Source organism: Mycobacterium intermedium (assembly GCF_002086275.1).
GTDB classification, from domain to species: Bacteria; Actinomycetota; Actinomycetes; order Mycobacteriales; family Mycobacteriaceae; genus Mycobacterium; species Mycobacterium intermedium.
Genome location: NZ_MVHT01000003.1, coordinates 79,141 through 96,261, shown reverse-complemented (window position 1 = coordinate 96,261; position 17,121 = coordinate 79,141). Strand labels below are relative to the sequence as shown.

General features: G+C 64.1%; 17 protein-coding genes. 14 read left to right on the top strand and 3 right to left on the bottom strand.

Translation table 11 applies throughout. The features are described from left to right. The first annotated feature begins 4 nt into the window (after window positions 1-4). The 5 genes from BST27_RS01805 (at window position 5) to BST27_RS01785 (ending at window position 8,243) form a co-directional block, all read left to right on the top strand. Complete coding sequence (locus BST27_RS01805) at window positions 5-1,801, top strand: flavin-containing monooxygenase (protein WP_069417856.1); 1,797 nt, start codon at window positions 5-7, stop codon at window positions 1,799-1,801. After that, complete coding sequence (locus tag BST27_RS01800; RefSeq protein ID WP_069417784.1) at window positions 1,798-3,351, top strand: flavin-containing monooxygenase; 1,554 nt, start codon at window positions 1,798-1,800, stop codon at window positions 3,349-3,351. Before BST27_RS01805 ends, BST27_RS01800 begins: the two co-directional genes overlap by 4 nt. A gap of 148 nt (window positions 3,352-3,499) precedes the next feature. Beyond that, window positions 3,500-5,275 (top strand): PE family protein, encoded by a 1,776-nt coding sequence (locus tag BST27_RS01795; protein ID WP_069417783.1) that lies wholly within the window; start codon window positions 3,500-3,502, stop codon window positions 5,273-5,275. Window positions 5,276-5,399: 124 nt separating this feature from the next. Beyond that, window positions 5,400-6,482 carry a sulfate ABC transporter substrate-binding protein gene (locus BST27_RS01790; protein ID WP_232007181.1) on the top strand — a complete coding sequence of 361 codons (1,083 nt, stop codon included), beginning with the start codon at window positions 5,400-5,402 and terminating at the stop codon, window positions 6,480-6,482. Window positions 6,483-6,497: 15 nt separating this feature from the next. Further along, the gene (locus BST27_RS01785) at window positions 6,498-8,243 is read left to right on the top strand and encodes a SulP family inorganic anion transporter (RefSeq protein ID WP_069417782.1); all 1,746 of its coding nucleotides are present in this window, start codon (window positions 6,498-6,500) and stop codon (window positions 8,241-8,243) included. Here BST27_RS01785 and BST27_RS01780 read toward each other — a convergent pair. Further along, entirely contained in the window at window positions 8,231-9,049 is an 819-nt protein-coding gene (locus tag BST27_RS01780; RefSeq protein WP_139804963.1) for an SDR family oxidoreductase, read from the bottom strand. The two genes, BST27_RS01785 and BST27_RS01780, sit on opposite strands and share 13 nt — an antisense overlap. A gap of 106 nt (window positions 9,050-9,155) precedes the next feature. Between BST27_RS01780 and BST27_RS01775 the strand changes: the two genes are divergently transcribed. The 5 genes from BST27_RS01775 (at window position 9,156) to BST27_RS01755 (ending at window position 13,179) form a co-directional block, all read left to right on the top strand. After that, the gene (locus tag BST27_RS01775) at window positions 9,156-9,749 is read left to right on the top strand and encodes a class I SAM-dependent methyltransferase (RefSeq protein WP_232007180.1); all 594 of its coding nucleotides are present in this window, start codon (window positions 9,156-9,158) and stop codon (window positions 9,747-9,749) included. Window positions 9,750-9,912: 163 nt separating this feature from the next. Then, a complete protein-coding gene (locus BST27_RS01770; RefSeq protein WP_079219615.1) occupies window positions 9,913-11,301 on the top strand; it encodes an MmgE/PrpD family protein in 1,389 nt (462 codons plus the stop codon). Window positions 11,302-11,339: 38 nt separating this feature from the next. Further along, the gene (locus BST27_RS01765; RefSeq protein WP_069417778.1) at window positions 11,340-12,119 is read left to right on the top strand and encodes a DUF2127 domain-containing protein; all 780 of its coding nucleotides are present in this window, start codon (window positions 11,340-11,342) and stop codon (window positions 12,117-12,119) included. Between the two features lie 54 nt (window positions 12,120-12,173). Further along, a complete protein-coding gene (locus BST27_RS01760; protein ID WP_069417777.1) occupies window positions 12,174-12,689 on the top strand; it encodes a PaaI family thioesterase in 516 nt (171 codons plus the stop codon). 4 nt (window positions 12,690-12,693) lie between these two features. Continuing rightward, window positions 12,694-13,179 carry a winged helix-turn-helix transcriptional regulator gene (locus BST27_RS01755; RefSeq protein WP_232007179.1) on the top strand — a complete coding sequence of 162 codons (486 nt, stop codon included), beginning with the start codon at window positions 12,694-12,696 and terminating at the stop codon, window positions 13,177-13,179. A 359-nt stretch (window positions 13,180-13,538) separates the two neighbouring features. Here the strand turns inward: BST27_RS01755 and BST27_RS01750 are convergent, their stop codons facing one another. Then, entirely contained in the window at window positions 13,539-14,135 is a 597-nt protein-coding gene (locus BST27_RS01750; RefSeq protein ID WP_170062260.1) for a CGNR zinc finger domain-containing protein, read from the bottom strand. Between the two features lie 84 nt (window positions 14,136-14,219). Here BST27_RS01750 and BST27_RS01745 point away from each other — a divergent pair, with 84 nt between their 5' ends. The 4 genes from BST27_RS01745 to BST27_RS01730 all read left to right on the top strand — a co-directional run bounded on the left by BST27_RS01745 (window position 14,220) and on the right by BST27_RS01730 (window position 16,480). Next, window positions 14,220-14,912 carry an SDR family oxidoreductase gene (locus tag BST27_RS01745; RefSeq protein WP_069417776.1) on the top strand — a complete coding sequence of 231 codons (693 nt, stop codon included), beginning with the start codon at window positions 14,220-14,222 and terminating at the stop codon, window positions 14,910-14,912. A gap of 1 nt (window position 14,913) precedes the next feature. Next, window positions 14,914-15,366: an SRPBCC family protein gene (locus BST27_RS01740; RefSeq protein ID WP_069417775.1), complete on the top strand. Its 453-nt coding sequence runs from the start codon at window positions 14,914-14,916 to the stop codon at window positions 15,364-15,366. 50 nt (window positions 15,367-15,416) lie between these two features. Further along, window positions 15,417-15,629 (top strand): SDR family oxidoreductase, encoded by a 213-nt coding sequence (locus tag BST27_RS01735; RefSeq protein ID WP_139804962.1) that lies wholly within the window; start codon window positions 15,417-15,419, stop codon window positions 15,627-15,629. A 146-nt stretch (window positions 15,630-15,775) separates the two neighbouring features. Continuing rightward, window positions 15,776-16,480 carry a zf-HC2 domain-containing protein gene (locus BST27_RS01730; RefSeq protein ID WP_069417773.1) on the top strand — a complete coding sequence of 235 codons (705 nt, stop codon included), beginning with the start codon at window positions 15,776-15,778 and terminating at the stop codon, window positions 16,478-16,480. Here BST27_RS01730 and sigC read toward each other — a convergent pair. Continuing rightward, a complete protein-coding gene (gene sigC, locus BST27_RS01725) occupies window positions 16,477-17,031 on the bottom strand; it encodes an RNA polymerase sigma factor SigC (RefSeq protein WP_079219609.1) in 555 nt (184 codons plus the stop codon). The two genes, BST27_RS01730 and sigC, sit on opposite strands and share 4 nt — an antisense overlap. Window positions 17,032-17,121 lie beyond the last annotated feature (90 nt).

Sequence of the window (17,121 nt, the reverse complement as noted above, 5' to 3'; positions counted from 1 at the left end):
ACCCTTGACGGAGACGGTTCGCCCGGCGTTCGACGTCGATGCCCTGCGCCAGAAATATGCCGCGGAACGGGCCCGGCGATTGCGTCCCGACGGGATCGCCCAATACGTAGAGATCGCGGGCGAATTTGCCCACTTCGGCGCGGACCCGTGGGTGGAACCGGGATTCACCCGGGTGCCACTGGTCGACGAGGTGGACGCAGCGATCATCGGGGCCGGATTCGGCGGACTGCTGACGGGTGCGCGGCTACGCGAACTCGGCGTGAAATGCCTGCGGATGATCGATCGGGCAGCCGACGTGGGCGGCACCTGGTACTGGAACCGTTATCCGGGCATTGCGTGCGACGTCGAGTCCTACGTGTACATGCCACTGTTGGAAGAACTTGGATACGTGCCGACGGAGAAGTATGCCAAGGGCGCGGAAATTTTCGCCCACTGTCGTCGCATCGCTGAGCACTACGACCTTTACCGGGACGCGTGCCTGCGGACCGAGGTGCGCGAGATCCGTTGGGATTCGGCAGCTTCGCGGTGGGTCATTCGAACCAACCACGGCGACGAGATGCGGGCGCGATTCGTCTCCATGGCCAACGGCTATCAGGCCAAGCCCAAACTTCCTGGCATTCCCGGAATCCGGTCGTTTCGCGGTCACAGCTTCCACACCAGTCGCTGGGATTATCGCTATACCGGTGAGAAGCTGGAACATCTTGCCGGTAAGCGCGTCGGAATCATCGGCACGGGTGCAACGGCGATCCAGTGTGTACCGCACCTCGGTGCGTCGGCACAACATCTGTTCGTCTTTCAACGCACCCCGTCGTCGGTCGATGTGCGCGCCAACGGACCCACGGATCCACAGTGGGCCAACGGTTTACCGCCGGGCTGGCAGCGTGAACGCATCCAGAACTTCCAGATCCTGACCGCCGGTGGACAAGCGGAGAAGGATCTGGTTGCCGATGCCTGGACGAGTATTACGCGCAAGCTGCCCGTCATGCGCCAGGACACTGACGGTTCGGACCCCGAACAACGCGGCCGTGAGATCGAATTGGCCGACCTTGCCAAGATGGAGGAGATCCGGGCGCGCGTAGACGACATCGTGATCGACCGCGCCACCGCCGAGGCGCTCAAACCGTGGTACGGCTACTTCTGTAAGCGACCCTGCTTCCACGACGAGTATCTGCAGACGTTCAACCGCCACAACGTCACGCTCGTCGACACCCGCGGACGAGGCGTAGAGCGCATCACCGAGGCCGGTGTGGTCGTTGACGGCGTGCTGTATGAGCTCGACTGCTTGATTTTTGCGACCGGGTTCGAAGTGGGCACGGACTACTGCCGCCGCACCGGGTTCGAGTTGATCGGCCGTGATGGAATGACATTGACCGAGCGTTGGCGTGATGGCGTGCGCACCTTTCAGGGCTTACACACCAACGGCTTTCCCAATTGCTTCATACAGAGCATTGCCCAGGCCGGATTGACGGTGAACTTTCCGTACCTGCTCGACGTACAGGCCACCCACACCGCCTGGATCATCGCCTGGGCACTGGAACACGGCGTCGCCGAGATCGAAGCGTCGCCGAGCGCCGAAGCCCAGTGGGTGGACACGGTGTTACAGCGCTCGACAGCAAGCGCAGACCGGGCAAGGACCTGCACCCCCGGCTATTACAACCGAGAGGGCATGGCCGACAACAAGACTCGTCAGGGCAGCTTCTTCTTCGGCGCCCCCACCGAGTACGCCGACATCCTCGAGGGATGGCGGGCGAAGGGGGACATGGCGGGCCTGGAGACTCGCGGCGGACAGGGCGGACAATGACCAGTCGGCGGTACGTGATCGGGCACCTATGGGCGGCGACCCGGCGCCGCCGTTCACCGAGGGTGGCGATTATCGGCGCCGGATTCGGTGGGCTAGGTGTGGCGGTGGCGTTGCGGCGCAGGGGAATCGACGATCTGGTGATTGTCGAGTCTGCGGACGGCGTCGGAGGTACCTGGCGGCGCAACACCTATCCCGGTGCCGCATGCGATATCCAGAGTCATCTGTATTCGTTCTCATTCGCGTGCAACAAATCCTGGAGCCGCACCTACGCGCGGCAGCCCGAGATACTGGCCTACCTGGAATCGGTGGCCGACGAGTTTGATCTGCGCCGCCACCTGATGTTGGAGACGCGGGTGCAAAGCGCACGATGGAACTCGGAAACCTGGCAGTGGGACTTGCATCTCGACAGCGACGGGCGGTCCTCGGTGCTGACCGCCGACGTGGTGGTCAGCGCGGTCGGCTTGTTCGGATCGGTGAAGCTACCTGACGTCGCCGGCATCTCTGACTTCACGGGCGTCCTCATGCACACCGCGCAGTGGGACCACGGTGTCGACCTGACCGGCAAGCGGGTGGCGGTGATCGGTACGGGTGCCAGTGGCGTGCAGGTCATCCCAGAATTGGCCAGGGTTGCAAGTCGCTTGACGGTGTTTCAGCGCACTCCGCCCTGGATGGTCCCCAAGGATGACCGCCCGTACACCGCAACGGAATTGCTACGGTTCCGGCGCGATCCACTGGCGGTGCGCCGAACCCGTTGGCAGATCTGGAAATTCCAGCACGACAACACCGCAACAATGGCCGACGATCCGGTGGTGGCTTCCCGCGCGACGATTGCGACGTCCTTCCTGGAGCGCACCGTGCCCGACGAGCGGCTGCGGGCAGCGCTGACGCCGAACTATCCGTTCCGCTGCAAGCGGGTGTTGCTGGGCGACGATTACTACCGGGCGTTGCAGCAGGAGAATGTCGAACTGGTCACCGAACCAATCAAACGAGTGTCGGAGACGTCGGTCATCACTGCCGCCGGCGAGGTCGTCGAGACTGACGCGCTGGTGCTGGCCACCGGATTCGAAACCTCGAGCTACCTCTCGGGCATCGAGGTTGTGGGCGACGAAGGCCAAAGCCTGCACGAGCGCTGGGGCGCCGATCCCAGCGCCTACCTGGGTGTGGCGGTCAGCGGGTTCCCGAACTTCTTCATGCTCTACGGCCCCAACACCAACCAGGGCGGCAATTCGATCGTCTACATCCTCGAGGCCGGGGCGCGCCTGGTGGCCAGCGCGGTGACCCGGGTCGCGCGCCGCGGCGGATACGTCGATGTGCGACCCGAGGCCGAGCGGCGCTTCAACGACGAGCTATCGGTCGACCTGGAACGCAGCATCTGGACGCGCTGCGACAGCTACTTCCGTTCGCCGAGCGGTCGCGTCGTGACCCAGTGGCCCTACACGGAGTTGGAATACGCCCGGCGCACGTGGCGGCTACGCCCGCGCGACTGGTCGCACCGCACCGTTACCCCTTCGCCGAGCAGCCCCAGAAGGCCCGCCCTAGTGCAGAAGTAGGGCACGTGGCCTATGTGCGGTGGAGTGGGCGGTGTTGTCAGGGAATATGCGATCAAACGATTGATTATTTCTGCAAACGCGCCTACGCTCATCCACCAGGGCAAATACGATCAATCGATTGATTACATGATCCGGGCCGGGAGCAGCGATGTCGTATGTGGTGGCAGTGCCGGAATTGTTGTCGTCTGCGGCGGCGGACTGGGGAGGTATCAACTCGGCCCTAGATGCGGCGAATGTGACGGCGGCCAGTAGAACGACGTCGTTGCTGGCTGCCGCCGAGGACGAGGTCTCCGTGGCGGTAGCGGCGCTGTTCTCGGGGTTGGGCAGGGATTATCAGGCGGTGGGCACTCGGGTCGGGGCGTTCCACGAGCAGCTGGTACGAACTTTGGTCGCCAGCGCGGACGCCTACGCGACCGCCGAACTGGCCAACGCCGCGCCGCTGGAACAGGCGGTGCTTGACGTCATCAACGCGCCCACGCGGGCGCTCTTTGGCCGTCCGCTGATCGGCGACGGAGTCGACGGCGCACCTGGCACTGGCCAACACGGCGGTCACGGCGGCTTCTTGTATGGCAACGGCGGCAGGGGCGGTTCGGGAGCGCCCGGCCAGCCCGGCGGCAACGGCGGTAGTGCCGGGCTGATCGGCAATGGTGGCGCCGGCGGACAAGGCGGGTCGGCCTTGGCCGGTTCGACGGTTGCTCCCGCCGGTGGTCAGGGTGGTGCTGGCGGGTGGTTGTCGGGCAACGGGGGCGCGGGGGGTGCCGGCGGAACTGGCTTGGCCGGCAGCGTCGCTGGTGCCGGTGGAGCTGGCGGCAACGCCGGGCTGTTTGGCGACGGGGGTGCCGGCGGCGCCGGCGGGTCGGGCGGTTCGGGCGCCAACCCTGGCGCCGGCGGCAAGGGTGGCGCGGGTGGCGAACTTTCCGGCAAGGCCGGAGCGGACGGCGCACTGGGTACGCGAATCACCGAGCCAGATCCCGGTCCTGGTCCCGGACCTGGTCCCGAGCCCGAGCCCGAGCCCGGTCCTGGTCCTGAGCCCGGTCCTGGTCCTGATCCCGGCCCGGACCCAGCTCCTGGACCGAACGTCACCGACGCGGCCCGCGAAGGTGACGTCAGATCCTCGAGTGGCGGCAAGATAACCAATAGTTCCCTGGACGAGATCTCGGGTATCGACGCCGGCATCCGAAACCCGGATGTGTATTGGGTGCATAACGATTCAGGCGACTCGGCGCGCATCTTCGCCATCGATGCCAAGACCGGTAACACGCTGGCGACGTACAAACTCAGCGGCGCATCGGCAAATGACTGGGAGGACATCGAAGTCGCCGTCGGGCCTGACGGCAAGTCCTACATCTACATCGGCGATATCGGCGACAACGGTTACTCGCGAAGCGAAGTCATCGTCTACCGCGTCCCGGAGCCCATCGTGACGGGTACCGCGAGCAACCCGACGAGCGGCACGCTCAGCGGAGTGGAAAAGCTGCGCCTGGCCTATCAAGGTGGCGAAAAGATCAACTCCGAGGCGTTGCTGGTGGACCCGAAGACCGGGGATCTGCTGACCATCGAGAAGACCGGTGACGATGTTTCCCGTGTCTACTCGGTGTCGGCGAGCAAGTGGGGCAGCAGCAGCGTCGAAACTCTGAAACAAGTTGCCACACTGGACCTGTCGGACGCAGATTCGCAGCGGGTCACGAGTGCGGACTTCTCAGCGGATGGCTCCCAGGTTGCGGTTCGCACCTACGACGATGTGCTGTTGTGGAACCGCGCGCCGGGCAGCGCTGCCTGGTCGGTCTTCAGCCAAGGCCCCGTCTACGCCCCAGCCGTCAGTGAATCGCAGGGCGAGGCGATCGCCTTCCACAACGACGGGCGCGGGTATGTCACGGTGAGCGAAAAGGCAAACCAGACGCTGCACGAGTACAACGTGAAGTGAAGTCAATGCCCCCCGACTTATCTTCAGGTTGATTCTCAGCGCTGTCCTGCGGCGGACCCGCCGCTAGCATCGGCAGACTGCATATTGATTGGACAAAGCAAGACAGTCGTCAAGGGAGATCGTGGTGGTTGGACGCGTGCTCTCCCGCTTGTCGCTGCGCATTCCGTGGCGCGTTTCCTGGCTTAATGTCCTCGGGCTCGTAGCGATCATCGTCGCCGCAACAGCGATCGTGCTCGGGAATCTCCCCGACGACCAGCCCAATCAGATCCTCAACGTCTCCTACGACCCGACCCGCGAGCTGTATGTCGAACTCGATGCGGCGTTCAGCACCCGGTACCGCAACCAAACCGGAACCAGCCTGACCGTCAAGCAGTCACACGGTGGCTCGGGTCGGCAGGCGGCCAGCGTCATCGACGGTTCGCAACGGGCCAATGTGGTGTCGTTGGCACTGATCAGCGACATCGACGCACTACGCAAGCGCGGCCTTGTCGCGCCCGATTGGCAACGGCGGCTGCCGAATAACTCGGTGCCCTACACCTCGACCATCGTGTTCTTGGTCCGCAAGGGCAATCCCAAGGGCATCCATGACTGGCCCGACCTGATCAAGGACGACGTCGCCGTTGTCTCGCCGAATCCCCGCACCTCCGGCAACGGCCAACTGAGCATCTTCGCCGCCTGGGGCAGTATCACCACTCGCGGCGGCGACTCCAATCAGGCGGCGGCATACCTGAGGTCGCTGTTGCAACACGTCGTGGCCGCCGATGCCGGTGCCCGCGGTGCCAGCACGAGTTTCACCGTGCAGAGGATTGGCGATGTGCAGCTGGCGTGGGAGAACGAAGCCTTGCGCGTGGCCCGGGACAACCCGAACGAATACGAGATCGTCTACCCCCCGGTGAGTATCCGGGCCGAGCCGGCGGTGGCCTGGGTCGATGCCAATGTCAAAGATCCCACGACAGCGGCCCACGCCAAGGCCTACCTCAACTACCTGTTCACCGACGACGCGCAACAAATCATGGCGCGCAACGGTTACCGGCCGGTCAAGCCAGAGATTTTAGCCAAGTATGGCGACCGGCTACCGGGCTTGGAGTTGTTCCCGATCACCGCGGTGGCCAACGATTGGGCGGACGCACGGCAAAAGTTCTTCGGCGACAACGGAATCTACGACACCGTGTCGGCGCCGCAGGTTGTCGCGGCGCCAGCCCCATAGTGAAAGACCGAAACCTTGGGCCGCATATTCAACTACGATTTGATCAAAGGCAGAGCCGATGTCGTCGCCGGCCTCACCGTCGCTGCTATCTCGTTTCCGCAGGCGATCGCCTATGCGTTGATCGCCGGCGTCGACCCGCGGTTCGGTGTCTATTCGGCGATCGTCGTGACAACTATCGCTGCGATTTTCGGGTCATCGTCACACTTGATCAACGGCCCGACCAGCGCCATCTCACTGCTGGTCTTCACCGCGCTCGCCTTCCTGGATCCCGAGAACACCAAAGAACTGTTTGAGGCTCTCTTCCTGCTGACAGTCCTGGTTGGGGCCTTCCAGATCGTCATCGCCGTGTTCAAGCTCGGCAACCTGACCCGTTATATCTCCGAATCCGTGATCATCGGTTTCATGGCGGCCGCGTCGCTACTGCTTGCGGTCGGTCAGTTGGGTAATGCGTTGGGTGTCAAGGACAAAGGCAACGGGCACATGCATGTGCTGCGGCGGGTGTACCTCACGCTGTTCCACGGCGACAAGGTCAACTATCGTGCCGTGATACTCAGTGCCGCGGCGGTAATCCTGGCTATATTGCTGCGAAAGATTGTGCAGCGCTATGGGCTGCCGCAAATCGACATGCTTGTGGTGCTGATCGTCACCGGGCTCATCGCCTACCTCGCGGGTTGGTCGGTTCCGGGCCCCGGGGGTCACACCGCGGTCGCGGTCGCTGCAAAAGTTCCACGGAGCTTGCCGAGCCCACACATTCCAGAAGTTGACACCAGCTGGCTGCCCCATCTGACCTCGGGCGCGTTGGCAATCGCGTTCGTCGGCATTATCGAGGCGTTGTCGATCGCCAAAGCCATTGCGCACCAGACCCAGCAGAAGATCGACTACAACCGTCAGATCATGGCGGAGGGCCTGGCCAATCTCGGTGGTGGCTTCTTCCAGAGCCTGCCCGGGTCCGGGTCGCTGTCTCGATCGGCAATCAATTTCCAGTCCGGTGCGGCATCCCGGTTCTCTGGAATCGTCTCTGCCGCTACGGTTGCCGCGGCCCTGTTGTTGTTTGCGCCGATACTGCACTATGTGCCGCAGTCGGCGCTGGCAGGGTTGCTTCTGGTGACCGCGGCGCGACTGGTTGATTTCAAACGGCTGTTCTATACGGTCAGAGCGTCGAGGTATGACGCAGGGCTGGTGATCGTGACGGCACTCACCGGAGTTGCCATCGACCTCGACAAGGCCGTGCTGCTCGGCGTGGTCCTGTCGATTGCGCTCTTCGTCCCTCGTGCGGCGAAGCTGAGGGCCACAGAGCTCATCGTGGCTCCCGAACGTGTTGTTCGCGAACGCCTCCCGGGTGACAGTGCGGATCCGACCACCGTCATCTATGACTTGGAGGGCGAGCTGTTCTTCGGTGCCGCACCGGCATTGGAAAGCTACCTGACGGATCTGAAGCGTCGGATCGAGACAGATGACCAAGGCAAGATCATGGTCTTGCGGCTAAAACGGGTGCGTCATCCCGATGTTGTGTGCATCGAGCGAATCGAACACTTCCTTCGCGATCTGACCGAGCGTGACGTGACGGTGTTGTTGGCCGGGGTGCGTCCCGACTTGCTGAAAGCCTTCAGCAACGTCGGGCTGCAACAGTGGTTTCCTGCCGATCAGCTGTTTCCCGAGGAGGACAAGGAATTCTCCGCCACCCTCAAGGCAGTTCGGTACGCACACCGCAAGTCGGCGATCGGACCCGCGGAGGATCCGGACCTCTACTACCTGGTCTGAGCTCTAGCGGCTGCCACGACGCCGCCGTCGACCAGCAGGTCCGTTCCGGTGATGAAGGTTGCCTCCGGACCCAGCAGGAATGCGGCCGCGGCGGCGATTTCGTCGGGGGTTCCGATGCGGCCGGTCGCGGACATGGCAATCATTGCCCGCATGCCGTCTCCGACCGGGGAGTTCAACTCCTGCTGCCCCATTGGCGTCGAGATGATGCCGGGGCTGATCGAATTGATACGGGCTCCACGTTTTCCCCACTGGGCGCTGGCGGCGTGAACCCGAACGAGGTTGGCTTGCTTGGCTATTGCGTATGCGATGCCGGGACCTGCGGCCCGATAGGGGCTAAGGAACTCCAGATCGAGCAGCTCACCGGCCGGGTTGTGGGCCAGGGCATGCGTTTGCTCAGCGGTCAGCGGTGGAAACATGTGGCCGGCCATGCTGGCGATCACGACGCCCGCTCCGTTGGAAGCGACGACGTCGCCGAAGGCTTGTAGGACCAACGCGACACCGACTAGATCTACGGCCAGGATCGCGTCGGCCGAAGCCTGTGCCGGCGACAGTCCGGCGGTGTGTGCCACCTGTGCGACATTGCCCAACGACGCCGCATATTCGGCCAGGCCACACACCGATTCTGCCGACGAGACATCGACGTGACGGCTTTCCACCCGATACCCGTCCGCAGACAACGATGAGGTGACTGAGTTCAATGTCTCTTCGTTGTAGTCGGCCAGCAGCACGGTCTTGCCGGAGCCCAGCCGTCGGGCGATCGACTGTCCCATACCCCCTACGCCGATGACCGCCAGCACATCTGTCATGCCATGCCCCTCGCCCATGCGATATGTCCTTATCAAAGCGCTTCCGCCCTTGTACGGTAGCGGTCGCGAAAATCGCGATACTCCGCGCCGTGATATGACCGGTGGAGTGGAACGACCGTGGAACATCAACATCCATTACGACGGTCTGCTGGACGCCCAGGTACCGTCCGGCGCAATGCGCGTTCTTGACGTTGGGTGTGGCGACGGCTTCTTGGCGGCCCGGTTGGCTCAGCGCATCCCGGATGTCACCGCGGTCGACGTCGACCCACCAGTACTGCAGCGCGCGCAGGACCGGTTCGCTGACAAACCGATCCGCTGGGTGCACGGGGACGTCATGACGGCGGCACTGCCCCATGCAGAATTCGACGCGGTGGTGTCCAATGCCGCCCTACATCACGTCGAAAACACCCGCGCCGCCCTGGAAAGACTGGCGGAGCTGGTGGTCCCAGGAGGAACGCTGGCCGTAGTGACCTTTGTGAGATTCTCGTTGCGGCACGGCCTTTGGCATTTGACGACGGCGGTGCGATGCGCGGTGGTGAACCGCGTCAAGGGCAAGTGGGAGCACACGGCTCCTGTCAAATGGCCGCCGCCGGACACACTCGACCAACTGCGAGCAAATGTCTATGCGACACTTCCGCAGGCTCGCGTGCACCGGCTGCGCTACGGACGCGTGCTGATCCTTTGGCGTGCCCCTGTCTAATTGGCGGAGTCACGCTCCATCGAGTCGAACGTTTCCTGTGATCGGTCGCAGAACCTGTGGGTGAGCACGGGTGGGATTCATCCTGGACACCGGCCGGCCACCGGGGTTTCCTAGATAGCAGCGGCCGACGAAAGGTCGAAAAGCCATGGCAGAAAGCCACGTCGTGGACGAGTTGGCGACCTTCGTTGTTGACGCCGCTCCTGGCGACCTGTCCCCACGGCACATGGCGCTGCTGAAACGCAATGTGCTGGACAGCATTGCATGTGCTGTCGGCGCACTGGATGGTGAGCTCATCGGGGAGATCCGGGAGCAGACCGAGGAATTCTCCGGTCGCCGCACCGCGACCCTCGTCGGTGGCGGGCGCGTATCGATCGATCAGGCCGCATTTTTCAATGCGGTGCTGGTGCGCTACGCCGACCTTCTCGACACCTACCTCAGCGTAGGTGGATTGTGCCATCCGGCCGACAACTTCGGTGCCATCCTCGCAGTGGCCGAACACGTCAACGCCAGCGGAGCGGACTTTCTGTTGGCCCTGGCGGTCGCTTATGAGGTCCAGTGCCGCTTCAGCGCCCAAGTCCCCGTCATGGCACGCGGTCTCAATCACGCACTGCAGCTGGCAATGTCGGTCGCGGCAGGATCATCCAAGCTGCTTGATCTGGATGCCGAACCAACCGCTAATGCCATTGCGGCGTCCGCGGTCGACAACATTTCTCTCGCGGCAGTGCACGTGGAACCGGTATCGAACTGGAAGGGCATCTCGCCGGCCAGCACGGGGATGCGGGCTGTCTACACAACCATGTTGGCAAGGCGTGGAATCACCGGGCCCAAAGCAGTTTTCGAGGGACCGCAGGGGTTGGTCCAGCTCCTCGGTCAGCCCATCGATTTCCACACCGCCGACCGGGGGCTGACCGCAGTCGAGCACACTTATCTCAAACAGTACTGCTCGCTGATCCACGGACAAGTCGTTATCGACACGGCCCTTGCCATCCGCAACGCCAACGATCTGGGCGGCGCTGACGTCGAACGCGTAACGCTCGCGGTCTTTCAAGGCGCATATGACATCGCCGGCGGCGGAGCGTACGGCAACAAGGATCGCCCGCGGACCAAGGAACAGGCCGACTACAACCTCAAGTACCTCAGCGCCGTCGCACTGCTCGACGGAGCAGTGGGTCCCGAACAACTCGAGACCGCGCGCATCCGGCGCGCCGACGTGCAGGATCTACTGGCGCGCGTGGAAGTGCAGCCCGCCGCCGACCTCACCGCAAGTTATCCGCAGCGCACCGCCGCCAGGGTGCACGTGGTGACACGCGACGGACGGCAATTCAGCCGCGAGGAATTCGACTACGAAGGGTCGCCCACCCGGCCATTGAGCTGGGAACGTGTCGTGGACAAGTTTCACTGGCTTGCCGAACCCTGCTGCGACGAGAAACTCCGCACCGACATCGTCCACGCCGTCGAACACCTCGATGAGATCCCCGTCGGCCACCTCGCCGCATTGCTCGGCGCGGTGAGTCCCCAAACGCAAGGTCCCCGAAGCAAGCTTCGGTTCTGAAAGAATGAGCGGCGCATCCTGGCAACGAAGGAGCGCACGTGAGCAAGCGCGATAATCGCGGCACCAACCGGTGGGAGCTGATCACCTGCGCGATCAGCGGGCATGCCACTTATGCACCCGACGACGAGGCACTAGCCGAACGACTCAGGGCGGAAACGAAGCTCGGTGAGGTGTGGCGCTGCCTGCGCTGCGGTGACTTCGCACTCGGTGAACCTCACGGCCGGGGCCGTCCGGAGGATGCGCCACTGATCATGCGCGGCAAGGCACTGCGGCAAGCGATCATCATTCGAGCCCTCGGCGTTGAACGACTGCTGCGGGCCCTGGTTCTGGCCCTGGCTGCGTGGGCGGTGTGGGAGTTCCGCGGTGCGCGTGGGTCCATTCAGGCCACCCTCGAGCGCGACCTGCCGATCTTCCGCGCGGCCGGCTTCAAAGTGGACCAGATGTCGGCGATACATCATCTGGAACGGGCGCTGGCCGCCAAACCCTCAACGTTGGCCCTGATCACGGCCTTGCTTGCCGTCTACGCGCTGCTGCAGGTCGTCGAAGGGATCGGGCTTTGGCTGCTGAAACGTTGGGGGGAGTACTTCGCGGTGGTGGCCACGTCGATCTTCTTGCCGCTGGAGATACACGACCTGACCAAGGGCATCACGGTCACCAGGGTGGCGACCCTGGCCATCAACATTGCGGCAGTGGTCTACCTGCTGGTGTCGAAACGGCTGTTTGGTCTGCGCGGCGGTCGCAAGGCGTACGACGAGGAATTGCACGGTGAGCAGCTGCTCGATCTCGAGCGCGCCGCGATGGAAGTCGACGTGAGGTAGACAACACCGAAGCTGGCTTGACCAAAGTTTAGTCAGCGGGCAAAACTCGACTGCATGACCGACACAGTCTTCCAGGCGCCCGCAACCGACCGGACCCGCGTAATCGAGTGGGCCGACCCGGCCATCACGGCCAGCGCCGCCCGCAGTCGCAGTGGGTTGGAGTTCCTGCAGGCGATGGTCGACGGGGAGCTTCCGCCGCCACCGATCATGCAAACCTTGGGTGCCCGGCTGGAGTCCGTCGCGGACGGTCGGGCGGTCTTCACCCTGACGCCGGCCGAGTCGCATTACAACCCGATCGGATCCGTTCACGGTGGTGTGTACGCGACGCTGTTGGACTCGGCGGCGGCCTGCGCCGTGCATAGCATGTTGCCGGCGGGAGTCGGATACACCAGCCTCGATCTGGAGGTGCGTTTCATCGGTGCCATCAGCGTCAAGACGGGCCCCGTGACCTGCACCGGAACCGTCAAGCATCTGGGTCGGCGCACCGCGCTCGCCGAGGCGGTGCTGACCGACGACAACGGAAAACTGTTGGCTAGCGCGACCAGCAATTGTCTCCTATTCCGGCCCTGACGACATGACCAGTTCCGACGCGATGAAGTTGTCGGGCCCGCTTGCCGATCGGGACCGGTGGACGGCCGCGGATTGGTGTCCGATGGAACGAGCGCTAGAGCTCATCGGCACGCATTCGGCCATGGTGTTGCTCCGTGAAGCCTTCTGGGGTGGAAGGCGTTTCGACGAGTTGGCACGCCGTGCCGGGGTAACCGAACAGATCGCCGCGAAACGGCTGCGCCAGCTCGTTGAGGCAGGTCTGTTGGCCAAACAGCCGTACCAGCAGCCGGGGCAGCGCACCCGCTACGAATACGTGCTCACCGAGCGCGGCCGTGACCTGTTTCCGGTCTTGGTCAGCCTGATCGAGTTCGGCAGGATGTTGCAAGGCGATTCCAGCGCAATGGAATTGGTTCATGAAGGATGCGGGGAGCCAGTCGAACTGCGAGTTCGGTGCGCGGCGGGCCACGATGTCGCTTTGTCCGAGACGACCGCACGAATTGTCAAGCGCTGAGCCAACATACGCGGTTCTAAACGTCGAATTTTGTGATGTCATAAGGTGCACGGGACTGATGTGACCGAACGCACAGTGGCCGTTATTGTTTCGTTAACCTAGTTGTCGTTTTGGTCAACAATCTGAGGTTAAGTTCAAGTAGGCGATTTACGTTCGCCAAACTGACGAAGGACCAACGATCGTGACGACAGCACAAACCCGGCCAGAGAACCGAAGTGCCGACTTCGCCCCGGTCGCGCCTATCAAGGCGCGGGCGTGCGACCCGCGGCGCTCCCGATGGAGGATTCGTCAGCGCAAGATCGGCACCGACCTCAAGATCATGCGGCGAGGCGCGGAGCGCTGCTGAGCGACTCCACAGGCTAAATGTCGCTGTTCCTTGCTTCCTCGCGCTCGCGGCGACGCGCGCGGGACGCGCGCAAGTTTGCGACGTTTCCGCAGGTCCTGACGTCGTGCCAGACGCCGCTGTTGTTCTTGGAGCGGTCGTAGAAAGTCGACGCGCAGGCGTGATTGTGACACCGCTTGATCCGCCGCCAGGTGCCGTCCTGCTGGCTGAGCAATATCTCCGCCCATAGCGCGGAAGCGAGCCAACGCCAGCCGCTACCTGCGGGTTCAAGCCTTACCTCGCCGGTGTCTGCCACCGCGAACGACGCCGTAACGGATCCGACGCGCCCAGGGGTCGACTCGCCGGCCACCAGCTTTGCGATCGTGCCGCGCAATGCGTGCAGCTTGGCGACATCCGAATCGCTCAGTGACGGTGGCTGGGCGTCGACTCCGCGGACCACCGACCAGGCACGCGCCGCGCGCGCGGCCCAGTCGCGGGCCAATTCGGGATCCGCCAGTAGATCCGGGCCGTAGTCCCCGATGCCGACGGTGTTAAGGAAATCCTGGACCAGTCCCAAGCCGCCGGGCGCCGGCGCCAGCCGGTACCGCTGTGACGCAAACCACGTGACTGACATAGGCAAAGGATACTTGCCTATGTCGGAGCGGTCAACTACGATGACAGAATCAAAAGCTTTTTACCTAAGTCAGGAGTGTGCACTATGGTCAGCATCCAGGGATCGACGGTCGTGGTCACCGGCGGCCAGCGAGGGCTTGGCAAGGCGATCGTGGACGAGTTCTTACAACGGGGTGCGGCCAAGGTGTACGCCACGGCCCGGACGCCCCGGCCAAGCGATGACCCGCGGGTGGTCAGCGTGGCGTTGGATGTAACCGACCCTGAATCGGTTGCAGCGCTGGCAGTTACGGCTTCTGATGCCAATGTTGTGGTGAACAACGCGGGAATTCTCGGCGCGCCGCAGCTGCTTACCAGCGACATCGACGAAATCCGAACCGTGTTTGACACCAACTACTTTGGCGCACTGCGCGTCGCCCAAGCGTTCGCGCCCATCCTGGCCCGCAACGGTGGCGGGGCTTTGGTCGACATTCATTCCGTGTTGTCGTGGGTGCCCGGCTTCGGCGCCTATGGTGATTCCAAAGCGGCCATCTGGTCGGCGACCAACACACTGCGTATCGAACTCGCGCCGCAGGGCACCGTGGTCACCGGAGTGCATTTGGGCTACACAGATACAGACATGACCTCCACCTTTGACGTTCCCAAGAACGACCCCCGCGACGTCGCGAGGCAGATCGTGGACGGTGTGGAACGCGGCGAGGCCGAGGTGCTCGCCGACGACCTCACCCGGCACGTCAAGGCCAACCTGTCCGGACCCGTCGAGGCGCTGCGAGTGAGTTGACATGACCGACCCCGCCGAACGCATCGTCAGCGCAAGCCGAGACATCGAGGCAAGTGCGGAGCGGATTTTCGAATTGATCGCCGATCCGTCGCGGCAGCCGAGTTGGGACGGCAACGGTAACCTCGCCGAGGCCGCGGAGGGCCAGCGGGTGCATCGGGTAGGTGACGTCTTCCGGATGTCGCTGACCATTGGTGCAGTTCGCGAAAATCATGTGGTGGAGTTCGTCGAGCGGCGCCGAATCGCTTGGCGCCCTTCGGAACCCGGTAGCAAGCCGCCCGGCCATCTGTGGCGTTGGGAGCTGGAGCCGGTAACCAGTACGCGCACCAAGGTCACCCATACCTACGACTGGACCGAGCTGACCGACGCCACCCGCCTGCCTCGCGCCCGAGCGACCACCCCCGCCAACCTACGCGCGTCGATAGACCGGTTGGCCGCACTCGCCGAAGACAACTAGCTTCTCGCGGCACGTTGTGCCCGGTAGGCACCGGGGTCACCGTCACCGCGTTGCGCCCTGGCCCGGTGGACACCGGCTTCGGTGAGGCGGCCGGCTCCACCAAGGAGGAAGCCGATTCGGCCCTGCCGCGGAACATGTGGGTTCCCGCCGAGCAAGTGGCGAAGGCCGGAGTCGACGGCCTGGCGGCCGGAACGCCGTCGTCATACCCGGGTCGCGTCAACCGGGTGGCCGCAGAGTTCTTCCGGGTCGCACCCCGGAGCTGATGCTGCCGTTCCTGGCGCGAAATCATCCCGCCATGAAGCGCAGGTAAGCCTGACGAGCGGACGCAAGATTTCCCGGCGGCCAAGTTTGGCGGAGCTTTGTGTCTACTCGGCGGAACCGTTCGGCGGTATTGCGCGACTATAGAAACGTGTATTGCGAGGTGGCCCGCGAAGCCCTTTCGGCGCGGCTCGACGGTGAGCGAGAGCCGGTGCCCGCGGCGCGCGTCGACGAGCATCTTGACGAGTGCGCGGCGTGCCGCGAGTGGTTCGATCAGGTGTCCGAACAGGCCCGCGCGTTGCGACGGCTGATCGAGTCGCGCCCGATGATCGCACCGCTCAGCCCGTTGCCGAGCGGGCGAGTGCCCGCGCGGCGCACACGGCTCACGTGGTCGCAATGGGCACTGCTGGGCGTCGGCGTCGCGCAAGCAGGGCTGGCAACAGGGCAGGGGTTGGGGTTCAGTCTCGGGTTGACCCACGAGCACGGAGTCGGTTCCGGTAACCATTTGCTCAACGAGTCCACCGCCTGGTCCGTCGCGCTAGGTGTGGTCATGGTGGCCGCGGCCATTTGGCCGCGGGCCGCGGCGGGGCTGGCGGGCGTGCTGGGCGTCTACGTCGGTGTGCTGTCGGCTTATGTCGTGGCGGATGCGGTTTCCGGGGACGTCACGATCGGGCGGATATTGACGCACGTCCCGGTGCTGGCCGGAGCGGTCCTCGCCTTCCTGGTGTGGCACGACCACGACGCGCGGCCGACGCCGGACGGGTCTGCGGTTGAACCGGATATTGTGTTGCCGCCCAACGCATCTCGTGGCCGTCGCCGCGGGCACTTGTGGCCGACGGACGGGTCCGCGGCCTAGCCTGCCCGGTCGCCCTCGTTGGCCGCGCGCACAAGATCGCCACGCGCGCGTGCCACCCTCGAGCGGATGGTTCCGATCGGACATCCACTGACCTCCGCCGCCTCGGCGTAGGACAGGCCCAAGACCTGCGTCAAGACGAAGGCCTCGCGCCGCTCCGGGTCGAGTCCGTCCAGCAGCATCCGGATCTCCACGACGTCTTCGATGCGGCTGGCGCGGCGGTTGTGGGTCAAGGCCGCGTCGAGGTCCGTCACGTGCGCGGTGCGGGGCCTGCTCTTGTTGTGCCGGATCTGGTCGGCGACAACCCGACGGGCAATCGAGAGCAGCCAGGTACGCGCGGTCGACCGGGCTTCGAAACGCGGCAACGAGCGGATCGCCCGTAAGAAGGTCTCCTGCGTCAGGTCGTCGGCGCTGGCCGGTTCGGCGAGATAGGCGACCGTCCGCCAGACGTCCGACTGGGTGGCGGCGATGAACTGAGACAGCGCGACCCGGTCACCCTGCCCCGCGGCCATCGCGAGGTGGGTAATTTGGTCATCGTCGCCGCATGTCGTCACGGATAGTGAGGGTATGCCATGCGTGCCGGGCAGGTATCGGGAACCAGGGGCTAGGCGGTGACGACCTTTGTCAGCGTGAGCTCACAACTG